Annotated in this window: 23 protein-coding genes; 14 read left to right on the forward strand and 9 right to left on the reverse strand. The window is 70.4% G+C overall.

Annotation, left to right across the window (positions count from 1 at the left end; genetic code table 11):
• Window positions 1-5 precede the first annotated feature (5 nt).
• Both CF165_RS33335 and CF165_RS33340 read right to left on the reverse strand, forming a co-directional pair.
• The gene (locus tag CF165_RS33335) at window positions 6-509 is read right to left on the reverse strand and encodes a metallophosphoesterase family protein (RefSeq protein ID WP_093951566.1); all 504 of its coding nucleotides are present in this window, start codon (window positions 507-509) and stop codon (window positions 6-8) included.
• Window positions 506-1,159, reverse strand: a complete 654-nt coding sequence (locus CF165_RS33340; protein ID WP_093951567.1) for a GntR family transcriptional regulator — start codon at window positions 1,157-1,159, stop codon at window positions 506-508. The genes CF165_RS33335 and CF165_RS33340 overlap by 4 nt, the downstream gene beginning before the upstream one ends.
• A gap of 74 nt (window positions 1,160-1,233) precedes the next feature.
• Here CF165_RS33340 and araD point away from each other — a divergent pair, with 74 nt between their 5' ends.
• From araD to CF165_RS33355, 3 genes are all read left to right on the forward strand, one after another.
• Window positions 1,234-2,946 carry an L-arabinonate dehydratase gene (araD, locus tag CF165_RS33345; RefSeq protein WP_093951568.1) on the forward strand — a complete coding sequence of 571 codons (1,713 nt, stop codon included), beginning with the start codon at window positions 1,234-1,236 and terminating at the stop codon, window positions 2,944-2,946.
• Between the two features lie 114 nt (window positions 2,947-3,060).
• Window positions 3,061-4,842 (forward strand): VanW family protein, encoded by a 1,782-nt coding sequence (locus tag CF165_RS33350; RefSeq protein WP_093951569.1) that lies wholly within the window; start codon window positions 3,061-3,063, stop codon window positions 4,840-4,842.
• 51 nt (window positions 4,843-4,893) lie between these two features.
• Complete coding sequence (locus CF165_RS33355; RefSeq protein ID WP_093951570.1) at window positions 4,894-6,093, forward strand: MFS transporter; 1,200 nt, start codon at window positions 4,894-4,896, stop codon at window positions 6,091-6,093.
• 36 nt (window positions 6,094-6,129) lie between these two features.
• Here CF165_RS33355 and CF165_RS33360 read toward each other — a convergent pair whose 3' ends face one another.
• A complete protein-coding gene (locus CF165_RS33360) occupies window positions 6,130-6,471 on the reverse strand; it encodes a hypothetical protein (RefSeq protein ID WP_093951571.1) in 342 nt (113 codons plus the stop codon).
• A gap of 203 nt (window positions 6,472-6,674) precedes the next feature.
• On the opposite strand from CF165_RS33360, the gene CF165_RS33365 reads away from it, so the two are divergent.
• A complete protein-coding gene (locus CF165_RS33365; protein WP_093951572.1) occupies window positions 6,675-7,949 on the forward strand; it encodes a diguanylate cyclase in 1,275 nt (424 codons plus the stop codon).
• Between the two features lie 96 nt (window positions 7,950-8,045).
• Here CF165_RS33365 and CF165_RS33370 read toward each other — a convergent pair whose 3' ends face one another.
• Window positions 8,046-9,398, reverse strand: coding sequence for a TrpB-like pyridoxal phosphate-dependent enzyme (locus CF165_RS33370; RefSeq protein WP_093951573.1), 1,353 nt, complete (start codon window positions 9,396-9,398; stop codon window positions 8,046-8,048).
• A 59-nt stretch (window positions 9,399-9,457) separates the two neighbouring features.
• Window positions 9,458-10,972 (reverse strand): FAD-dependent oxidoreductase, encoded by a 1,515-nt coding sequence (locus CF165_RS33375; RefSeq protein ID WP_093951574.1) that lies wholly within the window; start codon window positions 10,970-10,972, stop codon window positions 9,458-9,460.
• Between the two features lie 83 nt (window positions 10,973-11,055).
• On the opposite strand from CF165_RS33375, the gene CF165_RS33380 reads away from it, so the two are divergent.
• Together CF165_RS33380 and CF165_RS33385 are read left to right on the forward strand one after the other, a co-directional pair.
• Window positions 11,056-11,676 (forward strand): TetR/AcrR family transcriptional regulator, encoded by a 621-nt coding sequence (locus CF165_RS33380; RefSeq protein WP_093951575.1) that lies wholly within the window; start codon window positions 11,056-11,058, stop codon window positions 11,674-11,676.
• A 41-nt stretch (window positions 11,677-11,717) separates the two neighbouring features.
• A complete protein-coding gene (locus CF165_RS33385) occupies window positions 11,718-12,407 on the forward strand; it encodes a dienelactone hydrolase family protein (RefSeq protein ID WP_093951576.1) in 690 nt (229 codons plus the stop codon).
• Between the two features lie 53 nt (window positions 12,408-12,460).
• Here the strand turns inward: CF165_RS33385 and CF165_RS33390 are convergent, their stop codons facing one another.
• Complete coding sequence (locus CF165_RS33390; protein WP_093951701.1) at window positions 12,461-13,669, reverse strand: L,D-transpeptidase; 1,209 nt, start codon at window positions 13,667-13,669, stop codon at window positions 12,461-12,463.
• 200 nt (window positions 13,670-13,869) lie between these two features.
• On the opposite strand from CF165_RS33390, the gene CF165_RS33395 reads away from it, so the two are divergent.
• Window positions 13,870-14,145: a response regulator gene (locus tag CF165_RS33395; protein ID WP_240521915.1), complete on the forward strand. Its 276-nt coding sequence runs from the start codon at window positions 13,870-13,872 to the stop codon at window positions 14,143-14,145.
• A 140-nt stretch (window positions 14,146-14,285) separates the two neighbouring features.
• Here CF165_RS33395 and CF165_RS33400 read toward each other — a convergent pair whose 3' ends face one another.
• Complete coding sequence (locus CF165_RS33400; RefSeq protein WP_093951577.1) at window positions 14,286-14,852, reverse strand: TetR family transcriptional regulator; 567 nt, start codon at window positions 14,850-14,852, stop codon at window positions 14,286-14,288.
• A gap of 110 nt (window positions 14,853-14,962) precedes the next feature.
• Between CF165_RS33400 and CF165_RS33405 the strand changes: the two genes are divergently transcribed.
• The 3 genes from CF165_RS33405 (at window position 14,963) to CF165_RS33415 (ending at window position 16,425) form a co-directional block, all read left to right on the forward strand.
• On the forward strand, window positions 14,963-15,511 hold the full coding sequence (locus tag CF165_RS33405; protein ID WP_240521916.1) for an MDR/zinc-dependent alcohol dehydrogenase-like family protein: 549 nt from the start codon (window positions 14,963-14,965) through the stop codon (window positions 15,509-15,511).
• Between the two features lie 126 nt (window positions 15,512-15,637).
• On the forward strand, window positions 15,638-15,958 hold the full coding sequence (locus CF165_RS33410) for a muconolactone Delta-isomerase family protein (RefSeq protein ID WP_093951578.1): 321 nt from the start codon (window positions 15,638-15,640) through the stop codon (window positions 15,956-15,958).
• Window positions 15,959-15,993: 35 nt separating this feature from the next.
• On the forward strand, window positions 15,994-16,425 hold the full coding sequence (locus CF165_RS33415) for a DUF6640 family protein (RefSeq protein WP_093951579.1): 432 nt from the start codon (window positions 15,994-15,996) through the stop codon (window positions 16,423-16,425).
• A 20-nt stretch (window positions 16,426-16,445) separates the two neighbouring features.
• Here CF165_RS33415 and CF165_RS33420 read toward each other — a convergent pair whose 3' ends face one another.
• Both CF165_RS33420 and CF165_RS33430 read right to left on the reverse strand, forming a co-directional pair.
• Window positions 16,446-17,069 carry a nucleoside deaminase gene (locus tag CF165_RS33420; protein ID WP_158226866.1) on the reverse strand — a complete coding sequence of 208 codons (624 nt, stop codon included), beginning with the start codon at window positions 17,067-17,069 and terminating at the stop codon, window positions 16,446-16,448.
• 371 nt (window positions 17,070-17,440) lie between these two features.
• Complete coding sequence (locus CF165_RS33430; protein WP_093951581.1) at window positions 17,441-17,866, reverse strand: MarR family winged helix-turn-helix transcriptional regulator; 426 nt, start codon at window positions 17,864-17,866, stop codon at window positions 17,441-17,443.
• A 75-nt stretch (window positions 17,867-17,941) separates the two neighbouring features.
• Between CF165_RS33430 and CF165_RS33435 the strand changes: the two genes are divergently transcribed.
• From CF165_RS33435 to CF165_RS33450, 4 genes are all read left to right on the forward strand, one after another.
• Window positions 17,942-18,472 carry a hypothetical protein gene (locus tag CF165_RS33435; protein ID WP_093951582.1) on the forward strand — a complete coding sequence of 177 codons (531 nt, stop codon included), beginning with the start codon at window positions 17,942-17,944 and terminating at the stop codon, window positions 18,470-18,472.
• Window positions 18,473-18,551: 79 nt separating this feature from the next.
• Entirely contained in the window at window positions 18,552-19,088 is a 537-nt protein-coding gene (locus CF165_RS33440) for a YbaB/EbfC family nucleoid-associated protein (RefSeq protein ID WP_167441631.1), read from the forward strand.
• Window positions 19,089-19,106: 18 nt separating this feature from the next.
• The gene (locus tag CF165_RS33445; protein ID WP_093951583.1) at window positions 19,107-19,445 is read left to right on the forward strand and encodes a type VII secretion target; all 339 of its coding nucleotides are present in this window, start codon (window positions 19,107-19,109) and stop codon (window positions 19,443-19,445) included.
• A complete protein-coding gene (locus tag CF165_RS33450) occupies window positions 19,442-24,010 on the forward strand; it encodes an RHS repeat-associated core domain-containing protein (RefSeq protein ID WP_093951584.1) in 4,569 nt (1,522 codons plus the stop codon). The genes CF165_RS33445 and CF165_RS33450 overlap by 4 nt, the downstream gene beginning before the upstream one ends.
• Window position 24,011: the final 1 nt, after the last annotated feature.

A 24,011-nucleotide genomic window follows, 5' to 3' on the forward strand; every position in this document is an offset into this window, starting at 1 on the left:
CCTGTCTACCCCCTGCGGGGCAGTCGACGCAGCTCGACGTCCGTCAACCGGCCGTGGGAAATCGACGCGGTCTGGTAGGTGCAGTACGGCTGGCGCCGCCGGTCGGTCGGCGAACCCGGGTTGAGCAGCCGCATCCCGGCCGGGGTCGTCGTGTCCCACGGGATGTGGCTGTGCCCGAAGACCAGCACGTCGGTGTCCGGGAACAGCGCATCGCACCGCTGCTCGCGGCCCTGCTTGGCGCCGGTCTCGTGGATCACGGCCAGGCGGACACCGTCGAGGTCGGCCCGCGCGATCTCCGGCAGCCGCGCCCGCAGCGCCGGGCCGTCGTTGTTGCCGTACACGCCGATCAGCCGCTTGCTGCGCTCCTCCAGCTCGTCGAGCAGGGCGACGTCGATCCAGTCGCCGGCGTGCACGACGACGTCCGCGGCCTCGACCTCGGCCCACACCTGCGACGGCAGCTCGCGGGCGCGCGCGGGCAGGTGCGTGTCCGAGACGAGCAGCAGCCTCATCCGATGGCCTTGAGGACCCGTTCCAGGAACCCGCCGATGTGGTCGCGCAGCAGCGTGGCCGCGCCGTCGGCGTCACCCTTCTTGGCCGCCGCGAGGACCGCCTTGTGCTCGTTCCACTCCTTCTTCCAGCTCGGGTTGGCCTCCCAGCCGACGACGCTGATCAAGGCCGCGCGGTCCTTGAGGTCGTCGAGGATGGTGACCATGAGCGGGTTGCCGCAGCCGCGGTAGAGGGCGCGGTGGAACCGGCGGTTCAGCAGGCTCAGCGCGGCCTGGTCCTTGTCCGCGATCGCCGAGGACGCCTCCTTCAGCGCCTCCGCCGCGTCTTCGAGCAGCTCGGGGTCGTGCCGCCCGACCGTCCGCCGGACGGCCTCCGGCTCGAGCACCATCCGCACGTCGTAGACGGACTTCGCGAGCTCGGCGTCGACCTTGACCACGGATGCGCCCTTGTACGGGCTGAAGGTGACCAGCCCGGAGTTGGACAGCACCTTCAGCGCTTCGCGCACCGGCGTCTTCGACACCCCGAGCCGCGCGGCCAGCTCGGCCTCGACCAGCGGTTGACCGGGGAGGAGCTCCCGGGTCAGGATGCCGCGGCGGATCTCCTCCAGGACCACTTCGGTCCGGGAGGCGGGCAGGCTGAACGTCCCGGTCATAGCGCGCTCCCTCGATCTGTGGTCCCATTCAACCAGGCCCGTCAGATCGTATATCAGATGCCATACTGGATCGCATGAAGCGACCCGAGGAGCTCCGCAGCCACCGGTGGTTCGGCGGCGGCGAACTGCGCAACTTCAGCCACCGCGCCCGCAGCCGCCAGCTCGGCTACAACCCGGAAGAGCACCTCGGCAAGCCGGTCATCGGCATCCTCAACACCTGGTCGGACATCAACCCCTGCCACATGCACCTGCGCGAACGCGCCGAGCAGGTCAAGCGCGGCGTCTGGCAGGCAGGCGGCTTCCCGCTGGAGTTCCCGGTGGCCACGCTGTCGGAGACCTACCAGAAGCCGACGCCGATGCTCTACCGCAACCTGCTCGCCATGGAGACCGAGGAGATCCTCCGCTCCTACCCGATCGACGGCGCCGTCCTCATGGGCGGCTGCGACAAGACCACGCCGGCCCTGCTGATGGGCGCGGCCAGCGCGGGCCTGCCGGCGATCTTCGTCCCGGCCGGGCCGATGCTGCGCGGGCACTGGCGCAACGAAGTGCTCGGCAGCGGCACCGACATGTGGAAGTACTGGGACGACAAGCGCGCCGGCCTGATCGGCGACGCCGAACTGTCCGAACTGGAGCGCGGCCTCGCGCGTTCGCCGGGGCACTGCATGACGATGGGGACGGCGTCGACCATGACGTCGGCCGCCGAGGTGCTCGGGGTGACCCTGCCGGGCGCGGCGTCGATCCCCGCCGTCGACTCGGCGCACCACCGGATGGCCGCGGCGAGCGGCGCCCGGATCGTCGGCATGGTCTGGGAGGACCTCACGATCACGCAGGTGCTGGACAAACGGGCCTATGCGGACGCGATCACCACCGTGCTCGCCCTCGGTGGGTCGACCAACGCCGTGATCCACCTGATCGCGATGGCCGGCCGCAGCGGGATCCCGGTCTCGCTCGCGGACTTCGACGCGATCGCCCGGCGCGTGCCGGTGCTGGCGAACATCCGCCCTGGCGGCGACTGGCTGATGGAGGACTTCTACTACGCGGGCGGCCTGCCCGGGCTGCTGTCGCGGCTGACCGATCTGCTGCACACCGAACGGCTCACCGTCACCGGCCGGACCCTCGGCGAGAACCTGTCCCAGGCGCAGGTGCACAACGACGACGTCATCCGGCCGCGGGAGAAGCCGGTCGCCGCCGAGGGCGGGGTCGCCGTGCTGCACGGCAACCTGGCGCCGTCCGGCGCGGTGATCAAGCACATCGCCGCCGAGCCGCACCTGCTGACGCACACCGGCCCGGCCGTGGTGTTCGAGAACTACCCCGACCTCAAGAAGCGGATCGACGACCCGGCGATCACCGCGGACTCGGTCCTGGTGCTGCGCGGTTCCGGCCCGCTCGGCGGCCCCGGCATGCCCGAGTACGGGATGCTGCCGATCCCCGCGCACCTGCTCGAACAGGGCGTCCGCGACATGGTCCGGATTTCCGACGCGCGGATGAGCGGCACCAGCTACGGCGCCTGCGTGCTGCACGTGGCCCCCGAGTCGCACGTCGGCGGCCCGCTCGCGCTGGTCCGCGACGGCGACCTGATCACCCTCGACGTCCCCTCGCGCGTGCTGCGGCTGGAAGTGTCCGATGAGGAGCTTTCGCGGCGGCGTTCCGAATGGACCGCGCCCGCGCCGCGGTTCGAACGCGGTTACGGCGCGCTCTACAGCGAGCACATCACCCAGGCCGACGAGGGCTGCGACTTCGACTTCCTGTCCCGCGCCGGCCACAACCCGGAACCCGACGCCGGTTAATCGATCTGTGACCGGTTTATCCCCCGTTAGGGCGAGTCGTACGGCTTGTCCGGGTGCCCCGTACGCTGAGGCCCGTCACGGGCGCGAACGGCGCCGCGTCGAAGGGGTGGAGAGTTGCCGTACGAACCGCGCTGGCCCGATTCCCACGGTGAGCAGACGGACGTCCTCCCGGTCGTCCGGCCGGAACCGGAAGCCACGCCCCCGCGGCGCCGGAACCTGCGCAAGGCCGGCTGGATCGCGGGCGGGCTGTTCGGTCTCCTCGTCGCGCTCTACGGGATCGACCTGCTGGTGAGCCAGGGCAGCGTTCCGCGCGGTGTGACCGTGGCCGGGGTCGACGTCGGCGGGATGGACCGCGACGCCGCCGAGCAGGAGCTGCGCGGGAAGATCGAGCCGCGGCTCACCCGTCCCCTCGCCGTGACCGCGGGCGACGTCCAGGGCACGCTGTCGCCGACGTTCGCCGGGCTGCGCCTGGACTGGCCGCAGACCCTGGACCAGGCCGGCGAGCAGCCGCTCAACCCGTTCACGCGCCTTTCTTCGCTGTTCTCCAGCCGCGAGGTCGGCGTCGTCAGCCACGCCGAGGACGCCAAGCTCGCCGCCGCGCTGGAGTCGCTGCGCGGCCAGGTCGACCGCGACCCGGTCGAGGGCACTGTGAAGTTCGACGGCGCCGAGCCGGTCGCCGTGCCGCCGAAGGCCGGGCAGAAGCTCGACGTGCCGGGGGCGACCGCCGCCGTGATCGAGAAGTGGGCGCGCGGGGAAACCCTGGCGCTGCCGGTGACGAGCACGCCGGTCCGCACCACCCCCGAAGGCGTCCAGGCCGCGCTGGAGCAGTTCGCGCGCCCCGCCGTCTCGGGCCCGCTCGTGGTCAAGGGCGAAGGCAAGAACGCCACCGTGAAGCCGGACGCGATCGCCGCGGCGATCACCTTCGAGCCCGCCGACGGCGGCGGCCTGACCCCGAAGATCGACAACGCCAAGATCGCCGAAGCCGCCGGGCCGCAGCTGAAGTCCACCGAAAAGGCGGGCAAGGACGCGACCACCGTCTTCGAGGGCGGCAAGCCCGCGGTCGACCCGTCCACCGACGGCCGGACGATCGACTGGGACCCGAGCCTCAAGCCGCTGCCCGACGTGCTGAAGAAGACCGACGGCCGCGAGGTCGCCGCGATCTACAAGGACAGCCCGGCGAAGGTCACCACCGACCAGGCGAACCAGCTGGGCGTCAAGGAGGTCGTCGGCGAGTTCACCACCGGCGGCTTCGCCCCCGAGTCCGGGGTCAACATCCGCGTCGTCGCGCAGAAGGTGAACGGCGCCATCGTCAAGCCGGGGGAAACCTTCAGCCTCAACGGGTTCACCGGCCCGCGCGGCAAGGCGCAGGGCTACGTCGAAGCGGGCGTGATCAAGGACGGCGCCCCGGGGCGCGAGGTCGGCGGCGGCATCTCGCAGTTCGCGACCACGCTCTACAACGCGGCGTACTTCGCGGGCCTGAAGGACGCGGGCCACAAGGAACACAGCTACTACATCAGCCGCTACCCCGCGGCGCGCGAAGCCACGGTGTTCCAGAACCCCGACGGCGCCAGCGTCATCGACCTCAAGTTCACCAACGACTCGCCCTCCGGCATCGCGATCCAGACGATCTGGACGTCGTCGTCGATCACCGTGAAGCTGTGGGGCACCAAGCGCTACACCGTCGAATCGATCCCCGGCGCGCAGACCAACCAGAGCGACCCGCAGCCCAAGCCGGGACCGGCGGAGAACTGCCACGCCTCGAACGGCGCCCCTGGCTTCACCACCACCGACACCCGCGTGCTCAAGGACGCCGCCACCGGTCGCGAGGTGAGCCGGTCGACCCGGACCGTCCACTACAACCCGCAGCCGAAAATCACGTGCGGCGAGAATCAGTGACCTCCTAACGGCCGTTCACGCTGGGCGTCCACGGCGGTACCCTGAGTGCCCATGACGGCACGCGCGGTGGGCTTCCGGGACGTCCTCGGCGTGACCGAATTCCGGGCGCTGTTCTCGGCGCAGCTGGTCTCGGTCACCGGTGACCAGCTGGCACGGGTCGCCTTGTCGATCCTGGTGTACGACCGGACGAACTCGCCGGGCTGGGCCGCGCTGACCTACGCGCTGACGTTCCTGCCGGACCTCGTCGGCGGGCCGCTGCTGTCCGGGCTGGCCGACCGGTACCCGCCGCGGACGGTGATGGTCGCCGCCGACCTCCTGCGCGCGGTCGCGGTGACGGCGATGGCCACCCCCGGCCTGCCGCTGCTCGCGGTGGCGGCCCTGCTGGTCGGGGTCCAGCTGTTCAACCCGGTGTGGGGCTCCGCGCGGGCGGCGCTGCTGCCGCAGCTGCTGCCCGGCGAGACGTTCGTGCCCGGGATGGGTTTGCTGATGATGCTCGTGCAGGCGGGCCAGGTGGCCGGCTTCGCGCTCGGGGGACTGCTCGTGGCGGGCCTCGGCACCTCCGGCGCCCTGCTCGCCGACGCGGCGAGTTTCGCCGTTTCGGCGCTGTTCCTGGTCAACGGCGTGCAGTCGTGGCCACCCCGAGCCGAGCCCGGCGTCCGCTGGTGGCGGCACGTGCGGGCGGGCTGGACGGTGGTCGTCGGCGACCGGCGACGGCTCGCGCTGGTCGCGCTCGGCTGCGTCTCCGGGTTCTACATCGCGGGGGAAGCGATCGCCGCGCCGTACGCCGCCGAGCTCGGCGGTGGCGCGGTGGTGGTCGGGTTGCTGCTCGGGGCCTACGCACTGGGCAACGTCCTCGGCATGGCCGCGTTGTCCCGCGTCCCGCCTTCGCGGCGGAGCCGGCTGCTGGGGCCGCTCGCGATGCTCGCGTGCGGCGCGTTGCTGGGCTGCGCGCTGCGACCGGACCTGGAGGCCACGTTGGCGCTGCTGACCCTGTCCGGGGTGGCCAGTTCGTACAACCTCATCGCGAACACGACGTTCGTCCAGCTCACGCCGGACGCCCAGCGCGCGCAGGCGTTCGGGTTCGCGCTGACGGCGCTGCGGGTCTCGCAGGGCCTCGGCGTGGTGCTGGCCGGGCTCGCCGCCGAACGGGCCGCCCCGCACGGCGTGGTCGCCGCGGCCGGGGCGATCGGTGTGGTGGCCGCGTTCGGCGCCGCGACGTTGTGGCGGCGGGCCCAACCGGATCCCCGGTGACCGGCCCCCGCCGGGGTGCCGGTCACCGGGCACTGGTCAGGACTGAGTCCAGTCGGTCGGCGCCTGGCGCGGCGTCCAGTCCGTCGGGCACTCGCGGGGCGTCCAGTCGGTCGGCGCCTGGCGCGGCGTCCAGTCGGTCGGGCACTCGGGCAGCGGTGACGAGACGCCGGGACGGGTCCAATCGGTCGGCAACCGGCGGACGGTCCAGTCGGTGGGCAGTTCGCGCGCGGTCCAGTCGGTCGGCGCCTGCCGCGTCGTCCAGTCGGTCGGGATCGCGCGGGTCCAGTCGGTGGGAAGCTGCCGCGTCCAGTCGGTCGGCCGCTGCGCGCGACGGCGGGACGACGGGACGATGTTGTTACCGGGCAGGAAGTGCGACATGATCTCTCCTGTGGTGAGGGGGTTGGCACGGTGTGTAACCAGACGGTAGCCTGACCGGCCTAGTGACACACCGCGTTCGTTCGATTACAGTGACGAGTCGCGAAAGTTCCGTCCTGAGAGATTGGCGTTTCGTGGGATTGTCCGGGTCCCCAGGGAGAATGCCCAGCTCAGAACGTCCACGATCAGGTATCCGTACGTGGGCGATGTGGAAGCTGGCCACTCCGGTGCTCGGCTATGTCCTCGTCGTCGACGCATTCGCGCTCGCCGTGGTCCTGGCGACGGCCGCGCTGGTGCCGATCACGGCCCAGTCGCTGCTGTGGTGCGGCCTGATCCTGGCCGGCGAGATCGTGCACCTCGAAGCGGCGCAACGCATCGAGCGGATCCGCGAGCTGGCCGCCGACGGCAGGCCGCACATGCACCTGCAGTCGATCTGGATCTTCGCCGGGCTCCTCCTGCTGCCCCCGCCGCTGGCCACATTGGTCATCGTCGTCAGCTACGCCCATTCCTGGGTGCGCGTCTACAAACGACGCGGCGTGATTCACCGGAAAGTGTTCTCCGGGGCCACCGTGATCCTCGCTTGCACGGCTGCGGGAGCCGTGTTGACGACCGGCACCGGCCATTTCGCGCCGTACGTGCCGTATCTGGACGGCTTCGGCGGGATGACCGCGCTGCTGGCGTCCGGGATCGTCTACTTCGGCCTCAACTACGTGCTGGTGATCCTCGCGATCCTGATGAGCAACCCGGGCAAGCCGCCGCGGCAGGCGTTCGGGAACGCGTCGGACGTGCTGATCGTGCTGGCCGCGGTCGGCGTCGGCTGCGGGATCGCGCTGGTGATGACGGTGCGGCCGTGGCTGCTGCCGGTGCTCATGGTGACGCCGGTGGCGCTGCACATCGGGCTGCTGCTGCCGCAGTTCCAGGCCGCCGCGCGCACGGATTCGAAGACCGCGCTGCTCGCCCCGGAGTTCTGGGTGCAGCTGGCCCGCAGCGAGCTGGCCCGCGCCGCCGAGCTGTCCTCGACCGCCGGCGTGCTGATGATCGACATCGACCACTTCAAGGCCATCGACGACGGCAACGGCCACCTGGCGGGCGACGAGGTGCTGCGCGCGGTCGCGGCGGCGATCCAGGGTTCGGTGCGCGGCGGCGACTACGTCGGCCGGTTCGGCGGCGACGAGTTCGTGGTGCTGCTCCCGGGCGCGACGAGCACGGAGATCGCGTCCATCGCGGACCGGATCCGGACGGCGATCGCCCGGATCGAGGTCCGCGTCCCGGTGATCCGCCCGGGCAAGCCCGAGGTGATCGACGGGCTGACGGCCTCGATCGGCGCGGCGGTGTACCCGGAAACGGCCACGGAGTACACCATCCTGCTCCAGGCGGCCGACGACGCGGTGTTCGAAGCGAAGGCGGCGGGCCGCGACCGCGTGGTCCTGGCGACCGCTCGCACCGAACTCACCCGTCCCGAAATCCCGGACGCGCTGTAACGCCCCAATGTGGCGTTGGTTGCGTCCAACGCACCCAACGCCACATTGGGTGCGTTGAACGCACCGAACGCCACATTGGGGCGCTTGGGCCGAGGCCTACGGCAGAGTGGCCAGCGAGGCCTCGAGGGTGGCCGCCGACAGTTCGTTGTCCACCATGTCCCCGGCGAGGTAGGCGCCATACGCGGGCAGGTCCAGGTGCGCGTGCCCGCACAGCGCCGTGAGGATCGCCTTCTCCTCCCCGGTTTCCTTGCACCGCAAGGCTTCCTGGATGCACGCGGCGAGTGCGTGCGTCGGCTCCGGCGCCGGAATGATGCCCTCGGAACGCGCGAAGCGCACCCCGGCCGCGAAGCATTCCTGCTGCCCGACGGCGATCGCTTCGATCAGGCCCAGCTCGTAGATGTGCGAAATGAGCGGCGACATCCCGTGGTAGCGCAGGCCTCCGGCGTGGATCGGGTCCGGGATGAACTCGTGGCCGAGCGTGTGCATCTTGAGCAACGGCGTCAGGCCGGCGGTGTCGCCGAAGTCGTAGGCGTACTTCCCGCGCGTCAGCGACGGGCACGCGGCCGGCTCGACCGCGCGGATCACCGGGTCCATCCGGCCGGCCAGCTTCTCCCGCAGGAACGGGAAGGCGAGGCCGCCGAAGTTCGAGCCGCCGCCGGTGCAGCCGACGAGCACGTCCGGGGTGTCGCCGGCCAGTTCGAACTGCTTAAGCGCCTCCTCGCCGATGATCGTCTGGTGCAGCAGCACGTGGTTGAGCACGCTGCCCAGCGCGTACCGCGTGTCCGGGTCCTGCGCGGCCTGCTCGACGGCCTCGCTGATGGCGATGCCGAGGCTGCCCGTCGAGTCGGGGTGCGCGGCGAGGATGGCTCGGCCGGACTCGGTCAGGTCGGAGGGGCTGGGGTGCACCGTCGCGCCGAACGTCTCCATCATCAGCTTGCGGTAGGGCTTCTGGTCGTAGGACGCCCGCACCTGCCAGACCTCGCACTCCAGCCCGAACTGGGCGCAGGCGAAGGCGAGCGCGCTCCCCCACTGGCCGGCGCCGGTCTCGGTGGTCAGCCGGGCGACGCCCTCCTGAGCGTTGTAGAACGCCTGCGGCACAGCGGTGTTCGGCTTGTGGGAACCGACCGGGCTGACGCCTTCGTACTTGTAGTAGATCCGCGCCGGAGTGCCCAGCGCCTTCTCCAGCCGTCGCGCACGGAACAGGGGCGACGGCCGCCAAAGCCGGTAGACCTCGAGGACCTCCTCCGGAATGTCGACATAGCGCTCCGCCGTCACTTCCTGGGCGATGAGCGCCTGCGGGAACAGCGGAGCGAGGTCGTCCGGCCCGACCGGCTCGCGGGTGCCGGGGTGCAGCGGCGGGGGCGGCGGCTCCGGGAGATCGGGGACGACGTTGTACCACCGGGCCGGGAGATCGGCTTCGTCCAGGACGTACTTGGTCTGTTCAGCCATCGCGCCTCCTTGGTCGGGCTCCCAACCTAGGACGCGACCGGCCGCGGAGCCAGTCGCGGTCAGCCGAACGCGGCGAGGTAGTTCGTGACGGCCCGCAGGTCGCCGGCGTCGGAGATCAGCCCGACATAGCCGTCGGGACGGATCAGGACGAGCGTTCTGCCGGAGGGGCCGTAGGCGGCCGCGAGGGTGCCGGCGGTGTCCGCGATCTCGTTTTCGCCGGCCGGCTCCGCGACGAGGCGAAGTACCCGAAGCGCGGTTCCGGGAAGTGTCGCGGCCGGCTGGGGGCCGAAGTCGAGGAGGGTGAACCGGCCCCGGCCGATCAGGTCGAACAGGCGGTGGACTCCGTCGACGGCGGCGAGGCCGGTCGCGTCGGGGGCGCGGTCTCCGGCGCGCAGGCTCGCCTGCTCGTCGCGGTCGTCGCGTGCCAGGGCGGATCCGCGGTACCCCACGTCGAGCTGGATCGTGCTCGCGTCCCGGCCGACCGGGACCGCGTTGGTCCGGATGGTCTCGGCCAGGCGCGTGTTCGAGAGCGCGAGGACGTGAGCGGCGACGGGCCGGCGCTCGGCCTCATAGGAATCGAGCAGGGCGAGCGGGGCGCCGTCGTTCACGACGGCGGCGAACTTCCAGGCGAGGTTGTGGGCGTCCTGGATTCCGGTGTTCATGCCCTGCCCGCCGGCCGGCGAGTGGACGTGCGCCGCGTCGCCGGCCAGGAACGCGTTCCCGGCGCGGTAGTGCTCGACCAGACGGATGTTGGCGCGCCACACCGAGGTCCACTCGGGTTCGTGGAGGCGGATGTCGGTCCGGCCCGTTCTCCGCTCGAGGGTCGCCTGGAGGTCGGCGAGGCCGAGCCGGGGCTCGGCGCCGGGCGCGAGGGCGGCGATGTACTGGAACAGATCGGTCGAGGGGAGCGGGCAGAGACTCATGACGCCGGCCGGGTGACGCCAGGTCTCCCACGCGTCGCGGCCGAGGCCGGAAACCGGCAGATCCGCCAGGACCATCCGGACGTCGTCGCGTGTCTCGCCGGCGAACGCGACGCCAGCCTGTTTGCGGACGATGCTGTGTCCGCCGTCGGCGCCGACGAGCCACCGCGCGGCGATGGTCGTGGCCGTGCCGCCGGAGACGATCTCGGCCGTGACGCCGTCGCCGGTCTGGGTGAAGCCGGCCAGCGCGGTGCCGAACTCGACGGCGCCCCCGAGCTCTTCGAGCCGAAGACGAAGTGCCTCTTCGACTCGCCACTGCGGCGTGATCAGGCTCGCCGCGTACGGGATGTCCGGCCGGTTCGCCAACGATTCCGGGATGGCACCACCGCGCGTCACCTCGCCGTCGGGGCCTGTCGAATTCATCGGAATGGCCAGCCGACCGTTCGCGATCACCCGCTCGGCGATGCCGAGGTCTTCGAAGATCTCCAGAGTTCGCGGTTGCACGCCCTTGCCGCGGGAGCCCGGGCGCGGACCGGGCTCCGCCTCGATGAGACGGAACGGAACGCCGCTGCGTGCCAACTCGACAGCCAGCGTCAGACCCGTCGGGCCGGCACCGACGATCAACACCGTGGTGGCACTCCGCGGCCGGCTCATCGCATCTCCCCATAAGAAAGTAATAGCTTTCTTAGACCCTAGCTCCGGTTGCGAAGAAAGGCAAACCTTTCTAAGGTGAGGCGGTGGCCGCATCGGAGACCGATCCCGCGCCGTCAGTGAGCCGGCGGCACGGAGCGGCACTCGAAGCCGCCATCCTCGACGCCGGGTGGGATGAGCTGGCCGAGACCGGCTATGCGCGCCTGACCATGGGATCCATCGCCAGACGCGCCCACACCAGCGAGCCCGTCCTCTATCGCCGCTGGGCGAACAAGGACGAACTCGTGCTCGCCGTTCTCGACCGGTACCGGGCGACGCACCCCGTGGCCGTGCCCGACACCGGCGATCTGCGCGACGACCTCATCCGGTACCTGACCGCGCTGAGCAACTCACTCGCCGGGTTCTTCGCCATCGCGGCGGCCGCGGCGTTCTCGGGGCTGCTCACCGCCACCGGCCTGTCGCCGGCGGAGATCCGCGAACAGGCCATGGGCGGCCAGCTGCTCCCCCAGACGCGAACCATCTACCGGCGGGCCGCGGCCCGCGGCGAGATCGACCCGGAACGCATTCCGCCGGCGGTGCTCGCCCTGCCGTTCGACCTCGTACGGCACGACCTGCTCATGGACCTCAAACCCGTCGACGTCGAACGCATCCACTCGATCGTCGACGAGATGTTCCTGCCCCTCGTGCGGGCCCACCGCACGAGCTGAGACCCCGTCACCAGCCGCTTACCGAACGAAAGGTCCCGGCGATGAACATCCTTTCCCTGCCCGACGGCGACGTCCGGCTGCCGGTGTGGCTGCCTCCGCCGGGCCGTGGGCCGGGCCTGGTGCTGGTCCAGGAGATCTTCGGCCTCGACGACTACCTGCGCTCGGTCGCGGAAGACCTGGCCGCGGCGGGGTACGTGGTGGCGATCCCCGAGCTGTTCTGGCGGATCGCCCCGGGCTGGTCGTCGGCGCACGACGAGGCCGGCGTGGCGGCGTCGATGAACGTGGCGGCTTCCTTCGACCCGGCGTCGGGCCTGTCCGACGTCCTGGCGACGATCACCCACCTCCGCGAATCCCCTTCGGTGACGGGCGGAGTGGGCGTGCTGGGCTTCTGCCTGGGCGGCTCGCTGGCCTTCGCGGCGGCGGCCGAAGGCGACCCGGACACGGCGGTGTCGTTCTACGGTTCGGCAGTCCCCGCCCAGATCGGCGAGCTGGCGAAGATTTCGTGCCCGATCCAGTTCCACTTCGGCGGGCAGGACCCGTACATCCCGCGTCCGGACGTGGCGGCGGTCGAGTCGGCGGTGGCCGCGCACCCGGGCGCGGAGATCCACGTGCAGGAGGAGGCCGGGCACGCGTTCCACAACCACGTGGCGCCGATGTTCCACCACCCGCAAGCCGCGGCCCGGGCATGGGAGCTGACGACGGACTTCCTGCGGCGAACCCTGCCGGCATGAAGAAGGGCGCCTTCGCTGCAGCGAAGGCGCCCTTCAGCTCGGTGTGGCGGGACTCAGCCGTGCAAGGCGCTGCCGGCCTGCCAGGCGCTCCAGCTGATGGCCCAGTCTCCGTGGCCGTTGTTGATGGCCAGCTGCGGGCCGCCGGAGTTGGTGACCTCGACGACGTCACCGACGTTGAAAGTGTCGAAGAACCACTTGGCGTTCTCGGTGTTCATGTTGAGGCAGCCGTTGGAGACGTTGTCGCTGCCCTGCACGCCGACCGTCTTCAGGTTCTCGTGCAGGTACTCGCCGTCGTTGGAGATCCGGACGTTCCAGTTCTCCGGTGCCTTGTAGTAGCCGGGGTCGCCCTCGCACACGCCGTAGCTGCAGGAGTCCATGATCTTGTGGTCCTCCTTGCCCAGCACGGTGTGCGTGCCGTTGAAGGTCGGCGTCGGGCCGCGCGGCGGGGTGTTGGCGGTCTTGCCCATGCTGGTCGGCGCGGTCTTCACCAGCTGCCCGTTGTGGTACGCCTTGATCTGGTGCGTCTTGCCGTCCGCCTTGGCGATCCAGGAGTCGTGGATCTTGTAGGTGGCCGAAACGTCCTGGCCGCCGTACACGCCGCCCCCGATCGGCATGCCGAAGGTCGTGGTCTCGAGCTTCACGGTCGAGCCGGCCTTCCAGTACTCCTTGGGCCGGAAGTGCACCTCGCGCTTGCCCACCCAGTACCAGCCGCCGTCCTGGGCGGGCGAGGACGTCACCTTGAACGACTTCTCCACCGCGGCCTTGTCGGCGATGTCGTGGTCGAACTTCAGGCCGATGATCAGGCCGACGCCGAAATCGCCCGACGCGGACTGGAAGAGCGCCGGAGTGGCTACCCCGGACGGCTTGATCGTGTGCACTTCCCCGCGCTGCTCGGTCGCCGCACCCGCCTGGTTCACCGCGGTGGCGGCCACCTGGTAGGTGGACCCGTACCGGAGGTGATCCGTGCTGGTCCACGTCGTCTTGTCCGGCGAGAGATCGCCCTTGACGCCGTTGCCGGTCTGCGGGTTCGTGACCGTGACCGCCTGCAACGTGCCACCCGACGCCTTGACGACGATCGGGTCCTTCGGGCTCAGCTGGTCCCCACCCTCGAACGCCACGGTCGCGGCGGGCACCCCAGGCACTGTCGCCGTCCCGGGCGCTCCGGCTGCTCCGACCGCTTGCGCGGCCCCAGCGGTCTCGGTCTGTCCACTACATGCAGCCAGCAGCAGGGCCACCAGGCCGAGTCCGGCGATACGGATCACTCTCACGACCATCAGACGTCCCACTCCGCTCCAAGTTGTGTCACGATCCGATCTCTCGAGGACGGGCCCGTGGCCGGTTTGTGACGATGACGAGTGCGCCGCCGCCGTGGCTCAGGCGATCTTCGGGGCGGCGTCGTGGACGGGCGGTTACGGCTTTCCAGCCCGCCTGGTGGGCCGACCCTTCTGTACGTGGAGATCCCATGTCGCTTCGCATAGTCGTCGCCGAGGACTCAGTGCTCATGCGCAACGGGATCGTGAGCCTGCTGACCCGGTTCGAGCACGAAGTCATAGCCGAGGTCAGCACGGCCGAAGGGCTGATCGAGGCGGTCGAGGCGGATGCTCCCGACCTGGTCATCACCGATGTGCGGATGCCCCCGGCCCACTCCGACGACGGGCTCCGCGCAGCCGTGAAACTGCGTGCCCGCCACCGGCAGCTTCCTGTTCTGGTGCTGAGCCAGTACGTCGAACAGTCCTAGGCGAGCCAGCTGCCGGACTCGAACGGCGGCGTCGCCGTGGGCTATCTGCTCAAGGACCGGATCGGCGCGAGGTATTGGGTTCGATGGCCGAAGGCCGGTCGAACGCCGCGATCGCCAGGCGGCCGTCGGCGAGCACGGGATCAGTCGGCTGCGGTCAGGGTTCGAAGCTGGGCGAACGACTGGTCGATGGCCTCGCGCAGGTCCAGGTCGCCGGCGGCGTCGACCCATCGCCGGAAGGCGACCCGGTACACCGCGGAGCCGGTTTCGGCGGCCAGGTCGGCCTCGGCGTCGCCGATACCCCGCCGTCGAAGTCCGTCGGCGAGTGCGGCCGTCATCTGGGCGAGCTTGATCAATTCACGTTCCCGGAGATCGGCGTTGGCCATGATCACCGTCTGCCGCATCCGGGCGAGTTCACGGTCGTGTCCGATGGTATCGGCCACCGCCTCGAGCGCGGCCGCGACGAGATCCAGCGCCGACGCCGTGGCGGGCGCCCCCTCCAGCGCGGCCAGCGACTTCTCCTCCACTTCGGCCGCCGCGTCGAAGAGGACCTCGCGTTTGTCGCCGAAGTAGCGGAAGAAGGTGCGGGCGGTCACGCCGGCCCGTTCGGCGATGTCGTTCACCATGGTCTGGTCGAAGCCGCGTTCGAGATACAGGTTCAGTGCGGCCTCGCGCAGCCGGCCACCGGCTCCCGGCTCCCATCGTCCCATCCTGCGAGTTTAGTGCGATCGTCCAGGAACTCGCACAGTGATGTCAGCTGATGACATCGACGTGGTACGGTGATGTCATCAGCTGACATCACGGCGGAGGGGTGCTCACCATGGCGACGGCGAAGCGGATCCAGTACCACCGGTACGCGGCGGGAGCGTTCGCCGAAATGGTCGTCGCCGAAGAAAAGGCGGTCGTGACGAAGCCGGCGAACCTCTCCTGGGAGGAGGCCGCCACGATTCCCGTGGTCGGACTCACCGCATTCCAGGCCGTGGTCAACACCGGCAAACTGCACGCCGGGCAAGCGGTGTTCATCCACGGCTGCCTCGGCCGAGTCGGCCGCTCCGCCGCCCAAATCGCCTTGGCACGCGGCGTTTCCGCGGGAGGCAGCTGCCGCGCCACCGCCACGCACGAGGCACGCGGCCTCGGAATCGCCCCGACCGTGGACTTCGACTTCGACGCGACGAAACTCGCGAAGCGATTCGACGTCGTGTTCGACACCGCCGGCACGCTGCCGATCAGCGTATCGGGTGCTGGTCGGAAAACCCGCCGCGGCGGACCTCGAGGCGGTCGCGCAGGCTGCCGCGAAGGGGGTGTTGCGGTTGCCGGTCGCGCGCAGCGTGCCGCTCGGCGAGGCGATCGCGGCGCTCACGGAGCTTGAACGCGATCGCCCACCCAAGGGCGGGAAGCTCATCATCACGACCGAGTGACCGCCGCGTCGCTCGAATCCTCCGAGGACTTCCGGGCCAACGCGGCCCGGCGCCGATCACTCTCGAAAGGACCGACTATGTCACCGACCCGGAACACCGCCGCGACACCCACGTTCATGGTGTTCGCGACCCTCCGCGACGACACCGACCTCACGGAATTCGCCGCGCTGCGAGAGGACGAGCAGAAGCAGCTGGAGGTGCTGCGCTCGGAGGGGCGGATCGGCGCCCACTACGTTTCCCCCGCCCGGCGGGCGACGTTCATCGAGGTCGTCGCCGACGATGAGGCGCAGGTCGCGGAGACGCTGGCGACCCTGCCGTTCGCCCGGTTCTTCGATGCCGACGTCTACCCGACCACTCCCCCGGATCCCGCGGAGATCGCCCACCGGGCGCGATCGTGAGCCGGGAACCCGCTCGTTCGCTGATGGAGGATGACATGGCAATGCTCAACCGCAGGAAACTCCCGCTCGGCAAGGTGCTCATCTCGTTGTCCGCGGCGGGAACCCTGGTCGGCTCGTACGTCGCCGACTGGAACGAGACGCACATCCACAATCCGACGTGGCCACCCCACGCCAAGTTCCACAACGCCCAAACCATGAGCATGGGCGCCGCGTTGTCCCTGACGGCGCTGTACCAGTTGTGGAAACCGGGGCGGTCGCGTGAGTCGCTGGACAGCGCGGCGGTCATCGCCGGCCTGTACGGGCTCACCCAGCTCTCCGCCGTCCTCTATCCGGGTACCGCCAGCGTCGACCCGCCCCGCGAAGACAACTGGCCGCAGCTCAAGTACACCCTGCCCAGCCTCGGGATGGTCCTGCTCGGCTACTGGACCGAACGCCACCGAATCACCCGAGAACGACGGCGTGCCTGACTGAGCCGCAACGCGAGACGTCAACCGCCGATGCGGCGCCGACGCTGCTGCGCCGCATCGACGACGTCCGGCCAGAGGAGTCCCAGCGCATCCGGCAAGGTCGCGGTCTCCCACAGTTGCGGTGCAACCGTGTCGAGCAGGCCGGTGGTCTCCGGCTCACGATCGCGGGCTTGCCGGAGGATCGGGGCATCAGCGCCGGAGTACGCGCGGATGCCGGCCAGGAAGAGCAGGTTCGCGACGATCAGCCACTGGCCGTCCACTCCGGTGGGCTCGGGGCCGGGCTGATCGTCCGAAGGATCAGGCGCCACGAACCGAACCCGCCCTACGCCGGTGAATTCGCACGCTGCCGCACACATGCCACACGGGCGGTGAGAACTCCACAGAGTGGTCGTGGACAGATCCGCACCGACGGCGATGCGGGCCAACGCGTTCATCTCCGCATGGGCGATCGGGCTGCCCTGCAACCGGTCGTCGCCACCGGGCGGGTCATACGCCCGATTACGGCCTTCCGCGACCACGTCACCACCAGGGCCCAGCACCACCGCGCCCACCGGCAGGCCACCGGCAAGCAAAGACCGATGAGCGAGCTCCAGGCTCCGGGTGATGCCCGAACCGGCGTCGTGCCATGCGGCGATCGAGTCCACGGTCACAGCGCAACATCCTGTCACGTCCGCAGGCGCCACCCGGTGCGGTGCTGGTCGAACAGGACCGTGTGCTCGCCGACGCGCGCCCGGTGTTCGAACAAGTAGCTGCGGGCGAAGGGGATGCCCAGGCAGGCGAGCCCGTTACTGTCCCAGGTCGGGTCTGCTCAGAGAGTCCTGTCCTTCCCGGCCCTCTCCGTTCGTCTACTGGGTGAATGCCCCAGATGCACGAGGAGGGACTCGCCGGTGTACGCCCCGATCGACTTCCACCAAAGGTCGAAGCGCTGCGCTGCCAACGAACCCTCGGACAGCAGCCGACGCTTCCTTCACCTGCTCCGGATTCCGGCGATGCGGTCAGCACGTCCGGGCGCCGGCTACCGCTTCGTGAGCAGCCGGGTCTGTTCGCGCAGGACGTCGACCGTGTTCGCCACCCAATCCGCGATCACCGCCTGCTCGGCCGGGGAATAGCCGGCCATCAGCTTCGCCATCGCCGCGTCGAGACCGGCGAACACCTTCCCGAACGCTCCGGGCACCGCCGTGATCACGAGCCGGCGGCGGTCGGCCGGGTCCGGGGCGCGCTGAGCCAGCCCCGCGCGCTCAAGGCGGTCGACCACGCCGGTCACCGCGCCCGGCGTCAAGCCGATCTCCTTGGCCAGGTCGCCCGCCGACACCGACCCGGCGCCCGCGATCACGGCGAGGGCCCGCTGGTCGACCGCCGTCACGCCCAAGCTCGCCCCCACCGCCTCGTGGAACGCCACCACGGCGGTGCTCAGCTCACGTCCGGCGTCCCGACCTTCCATGCCGTCACTTTACCCGGTCTGATATTTCAGTACACTGAACTAAATTGTTCACGTGCTGAAGCATAGGGTGGGGTCATGAGCGAACTGAAACTGGCGCTCGAGGTGCCGAGATGGACCTGGCAGTGCTACACCGAGCACCTCGGGCTGGTGCTCGGCCTCTCGTCAGTCGCGTCGATCCAGCGGTTCATCGTCGTCAACTGGACCGCGCAGGTCCCCCACGGTGCCGCCCTCGCCTCCGAGGTCGTCGTGCTGGCCGCCCGGATCGCCCTGGTCGTTTCCCTCTGGCGGATCGCGATGCGCGGCCAGGCCCTCCGCCTGAGCGCAGGCCGGGCATTCGCGCGAAACCACTGGCGCGGCTTGCTGTGGCAGGGCGCGTTCCTCGGCGCCGCCTACCTGGCCTTCGAGGTCCTGGCCGAACACGCCCTGTCGAGACTGCTGCCCGAGCCCGCCCGGCAGACCTACCTGGCCATCCTCCTGTTCCTGAAGAACCCCACGGTCATCGCGCTGACGTTCCTGTGGTGGATCGGCGTGCTGCGCCAGGCCTTCCGGACGACCTCGGAGAGCGGCACGGATACCGGGCGTGCCGCAGTGCGCCATTCGGCGTAATTCCGGAACGTCTGCCGTACGCCGTCCCGATTTCGATGGTTTCCTCGTAGCCGACTCGGTGATGGGGGTGGGCAACCGGATGAGCGACCCGATATCGGGCAAAGCCGAGAATGCGGAAGCCCGCGTCGACCAATTGGTCGCGGAAGCGAAGCGGAAAGCGCAGCGCTACCGCGCGATGCAGCAGGCCGTCGAGCAGGTTTCGGTGTCGGCGGTCAGCAAGGACGGCACCGCCACGATCACCGTCGACTCCGCCGGCAATGTCACCGACCTGCGGATCACCGACCGCGTCCGGGAGATGTCCGGCGATCAGGTCGCGAAGGCGGTGCTGTCCGCGTTGCGCACCGCGCAGGCGAAGCTGCCGGACCGGCTCGGCGAGGTCATGGCGGACACCATCGGCGACGATCCGCAGACCCGCGACACCATCGTCGGCAGCTACCGGGCGAAGTTCCCGGAGCCGGAACCCGAGCCGGGCGAAACTGTGCCGGCCAGCGGGATCGGACGGCTCGCCGACGAACCCGAGGCCGCACCGCCACCGCCGCCGCGTCCGCCACGGCGGCCTGCGCCGCCCGACGATGACGACGAGGGCTTCGGCGGCCCGGTCATGATCCGCGAATAGCCGGGACGGGAGGCGACCATGCCGGACGGTGCGACCGACGGCGGCGGCTACCAAGTCCGCCCGGACGAACTGCTCACCCACGCGAAAGCCGTCGAGCAGGTCGGGCAGACGCTGGGGCAGGCGCTCGCCGCGGCCGAGCAGGTCACCATGGGCGTGCAGGCGTACGGCCTGATCTGCGGCCCGCTCTTCGTGCCGATGGTGCTCGCGGTCAGCACACCCGGCCTGCTCACCCTCGGCGCCGCGCAGGAGGCCATGGGCACGCTGTCGCAGTCGATCCGGCAGGCGGCGAAGACCTACCAGGACGCCGAAGACGCGCACTCGCAGCGGATCACCGGCCTCGGCAAGGACCTGCCGTGAGCAACCCGCTGGTCGCCGCCAAACAGGACTCGACGACGTGGCACACCGGCATCAACGTCCTCGACGACGCGATCGGCGCCTACGACGGCATCAAGTCCGGCTCGTGGATCGAGGGCGGCATCGCCGCGCTCGGCACCGCGATGGACCTGCTGACCATCGCGATGAACCCGGTCGGCACGCTCATCTCCTACGGCCTCAACTGGCTGATCGAGCACGTCCAGCCGTTGCAGGACGCGCTGAACCAGCTGGCGGGTGACGCCGACCAGATCACCGCCTACTCGCAGACCTGGGGCAACATCGCGAAGGCCGTGGAAAAGGCGGCCAAAGACCTCGGCGACAGCGTGCGGAAGGACACCGCGAACTGGACCGGCCGGGCCGCGGACGCCTACCGCGCGAACGTCAAGAACAAGATCGACCACCTCAACGCGGCCGCGACCTGCGCGATCGGGATCAGCACCGTGGTGGAGATCGTCGGGGTGATCACCGCCGCCGTGCGCGCCATGGTCCGCGACATGATCACCCAGGCGGTCGGCGATTTCATCCAGGACGCGCTGGAGGAGGTCTGCTCGCTCGGGCTCGGCACGCCGGTCGTGGTGGCGCAGGTGGTCGAGCAGGTGGCGGCGTGGATCGAGAAGATCGGCGCGCTGGTCAAGAAGCTGATCAACTCGGTCGAGAAGCTGCGGCCGCTGATGTCGAAGCTCGAAGAGATCTTCGCCGCGGTCAAGAAGGTGATGTCCGAGCTGCACGGACGTCCCGGCGAAGGCGGCACGCACGTCTCGTCGGCCGAACCCGGCCACTCCGGCCCGCACGAACCCGGCGCCCCGCACGACGGCACCTCGCCGTCGTCCGCGCCGGAGCCGGACGGCGGCGTCCCCGACGGCACGCCGCCCGGCAGCCATGGCGCCGAACCGAACGCGCCCGGCGGCCACGATCCGGAGGCGGCAGGCGGGCAGAAGTCCGAGGGCACCGGCGGCTGCGACGGCAAGGGCGGCGACCCGGTCGACGCGGTGTCCGGCCAGATGATCACCGCGGGCACCGACGTCGAACTGCCCGGGCTGCTGCCGCTGGTGCTGAACCGCGCGTACGCCTCCGGCTACGCCGACGGCCGGTCCTTCGGCCCCGGCTGGGCGTCCACACTGGACCAACGGCTGGTGCTGACCGACGACTTCGTCCGGTACTACGGCGCGGACGCGGAAGTGCTCAGCTACATCCATCCCGCCCGCGACGGCTCCCCGGTGCTGCCGAGCTTCGGCGCGCGCTGGCCGTTGAGCTGGGACGCCGCCGCGGAAAACTACCTGCTCGCCGACCGGGAATCCGGCTGGACCCGCCGGTTCGCCGCGCACCCCACGGTGCCGGGTGAATGGCAGATCAGCTCGCTGTCGGACCGCAGCGGGCACCGCGTCGACTACCTGCGCGACGAACTCGGCCGCCCGCTCGCGGTCACGCATTCCGGCGGTTACCGGGTCGGCGTCGACACCGTCGACGGCGCGGACGGTCTCCGCATCGCCGCGTACCGCCTGCTCGGCGGCGGCGAACACGGCGAAGACGTGCCCATCGTGTCGTTCCGCTACGACCGGCGCGGCCGGCTCTCCGGCATCGTGAACTCGACCGGCGCGCCTTACCAGTACGACTACGACGGCGCGGACCGGATCGTCGCCTGGACCGACCGCACCGGCTACCGCTACGAGTACGAATACGGCCCGGACGGACGCGTCGTCCGCGGCGCCGGCCTCGACGGCTACCTCGACGCGACCTTCGACTACGACCTCACCGGCCGGGTCACCGTCGTCACCGACAGCCTCGGCGGACGCACCGAATACCACTACGACGAGCACAACCACATCACCGCGGTGGTCGATCCGAACGGCGGTGTCGAACGCCCCGAGTTCGACCGGTTCCACCGCCTGCTGTCGTTCACGGACAAGAACGGCGCGGTCACCCGCTACGAACGTGACGAGAACGGCGACCCGACGCGGATCGAATACCCCGACGGCACCGCGCTCACCATCGAGTACGACCCGCGCTGGCGGCTGCCGGTCACGGTGACCCAGCCGAACGGCGCGGTCTGGCGGCACACCTACGACGACGCCGGCCGCGTCGTGTCCACAGTGGACCCGCTGGGCGCGGTCGCGACCAGCGAGCTGGACGAGCGAGGCCACCTGGCCGCCACCGTCGAGCCGGACGGCGCCCGCTGGACGTACACCAGCGACGACGCCGGCCGCCCGCTGTCGGTCACCTCGCCGGACGGCGAAACCACCACGTTCCGGCTCGACGGCTTCGGCCGGGCGGTCGAAGCTACCGACCCGCGCGGCCGCACCACCCGGTACGGCTGGACCCGCGAAGGCGCGCTGGTCTGGCGCGTCGCCGCCAACGGCGACCGCGAGGAACGGTTCTACGATCTCGAAGGCAGCTTGGTCCGGGCTCGCTCGGCCACCGGCGCGATGACGGCGTTTGAACGCGGTCCGTTCGGCCTGCTCACCGCGCGCACCGGCCAGGACGGCGTCCGGCACACCTTCACCCACGACACCGAGCTGCGGCTCACCGGCGTCCGCAACCCGGCCGGGCAAACCTGGTCCTACCGCTACGATCCGGCCGGAAACCTGATCGGCGAACAGGATTTCACCGGCCGCGCGCTCGAATACCGGGTCGACGCGATGGGCGCGTTGATCTCGCGCGCCGAAGCGGGTGGCGCGGTGACCGAACTGACCCGCGACGTCCGCGGCCGGGTCTCCCGGCGGACCTCCGGCGAAACGACCATCGCCTACGACTACGACGAAGGCGGCCGGCTGCGCCGGGTCGCCGACGACGCGGTCGAAGTGACCTACGAACGCGACCTGCTCGGCCGCCCGGTCGCCGAATCCGTGGACGGCCGGGTGCTGCGCAGCGAGTACGACGTGGCCGGCCGCCGCGTCCGCCGGATCACCCCGTCCGGCGTCGAGGCGCGGTGGCACTACGACCAGCTGCGCCGGGAAACCGCGCTGACCGGCACCGCCGGAACGGTCACCTTCGAGTACCGGGAAGGCCGGGAGGTGCTCCGCCGTCTCGGCGAAAACGCGAGCCTGGCCCAAACGCACGACGAACTGGGCCGTCTCGCCGGTCAAACGCTCTTTTCCGACGGCGAACCGGATCGCGCGCTCCAGGAACGCAGTTTCCGTTACCGCGCCGACGGTCAGGTGCTCGCGATCGACGACCGGGTGCACGGCACGCGCGTCTTCGCGCTCACCCCTGGCGGCCGTGTCACCGGTGTGCAGGCCGCCGGCTGGACCGAACAGTACACCTACGACGCACTGGGAAACCTCGTCTCCGCACAACCCGGTCCGTCCACTGAGGACGACTCGGACGTGGCCGGTCCCCGCGCGGTCGAAGGAATGCTGCTGCGCAGCGCGGGCCGGACTTCCTACTCCTACGACGCTTCGGGCCGGATCGTCCGGGAAGTCCGCCGCAGCCTGTCCGGACGGCGCCGAATCCGCGAATACGCGTGGAACGACCGCGACCAGCTGATCGGCGTCACCACGCCGGACGGCACCCGCTGGCGGTACCGCTACGACCCGTTCGGCCGCCGGATCGCCAAACAGCGCCTTGCCCCCGACGGCGGCATCGCCGAAGAAACCACGTTCTCGTGGGACGGCACCGTCCTCGCCGAAGCCGCCCGGACCGTCGACGGCCGGACGACCGTCACATCCTGGGACTACCGCGGCGGTTCGGCCGAACCGATCGCGCAAACCACCCGCTCCTGGCTGGCGGACGCGCCCACGGCGGTCATCGACACCCGCTTCCACGCCATCGTCGCCGACCTGATCGGCGCACCGACCGAACTGGTCGACGCGGCCGGGCGGGTCACCTGGTACCGGACCAGCGGCTTGTGGGGCAACACCATCGCCATGTCCACTTCGGACGGAATCGGCTGCCCGCTGCGCTTCCCGGGCCAGTACCACGACGACGAAACCGGACTGCACTACAACGTGCACCGGTACTACGACCCGCACACCGCGCGGTACCTGTCGCCGGACCCGATCGGACTGACCCCGTCCGCGAACCACTACACGTACGTCCCGAACCCGCTGGCCGTGGCGGACCCGCTGGGCCTGGCCGGTTACCGGGACCCGTCGAGCCAGCAATGGGCCCGGGACCCCGCTCTGCCGCCCGCCGACCACATCCACAACCGGGGCACCGAATACCCCGGCGGCTACTGGCAGTCCACACACGACGAAATGGCGACCAAGTGGACTCTGGAGGGCCGGGCCCTCGGCCGCGTCCCGCGGGACCCGAGCGGTGCCCGCGTTCCGCACGACCAGCTGAACTGGGTCGACGCGCAGGGCCGCCCGATTCCGTACTACGACGCGAACGGCAACCGGAACCTGACCTACGAGCACGTTCCGCCGGTGGTGGAGCACTGGCGCGACGAGGGCCACAACATGACCGATGAGGAACGCAAGGCCTGGTACAACAACACCGACGACATGGAAGCCATGGGCAGATCGCAGAACTCGTCCGAAGGCGCGCAGCTCACCGACCGCTACGCGGAGACGGAGCCAGGACCTCGGCATCCGTGTACCTTGCACTGAG

The sequence above is a fragment of the Amycolatopsis vastitatis genome (genome assembly GCF_002234595.1).
Taxonomy (GTDB): Bacteria; Actinomycetota; Actinomycetes; order Mycobacteriales; family Pseudonocardiaceae; genus Amycolatopsis; species Amycolatopsis vastitatis.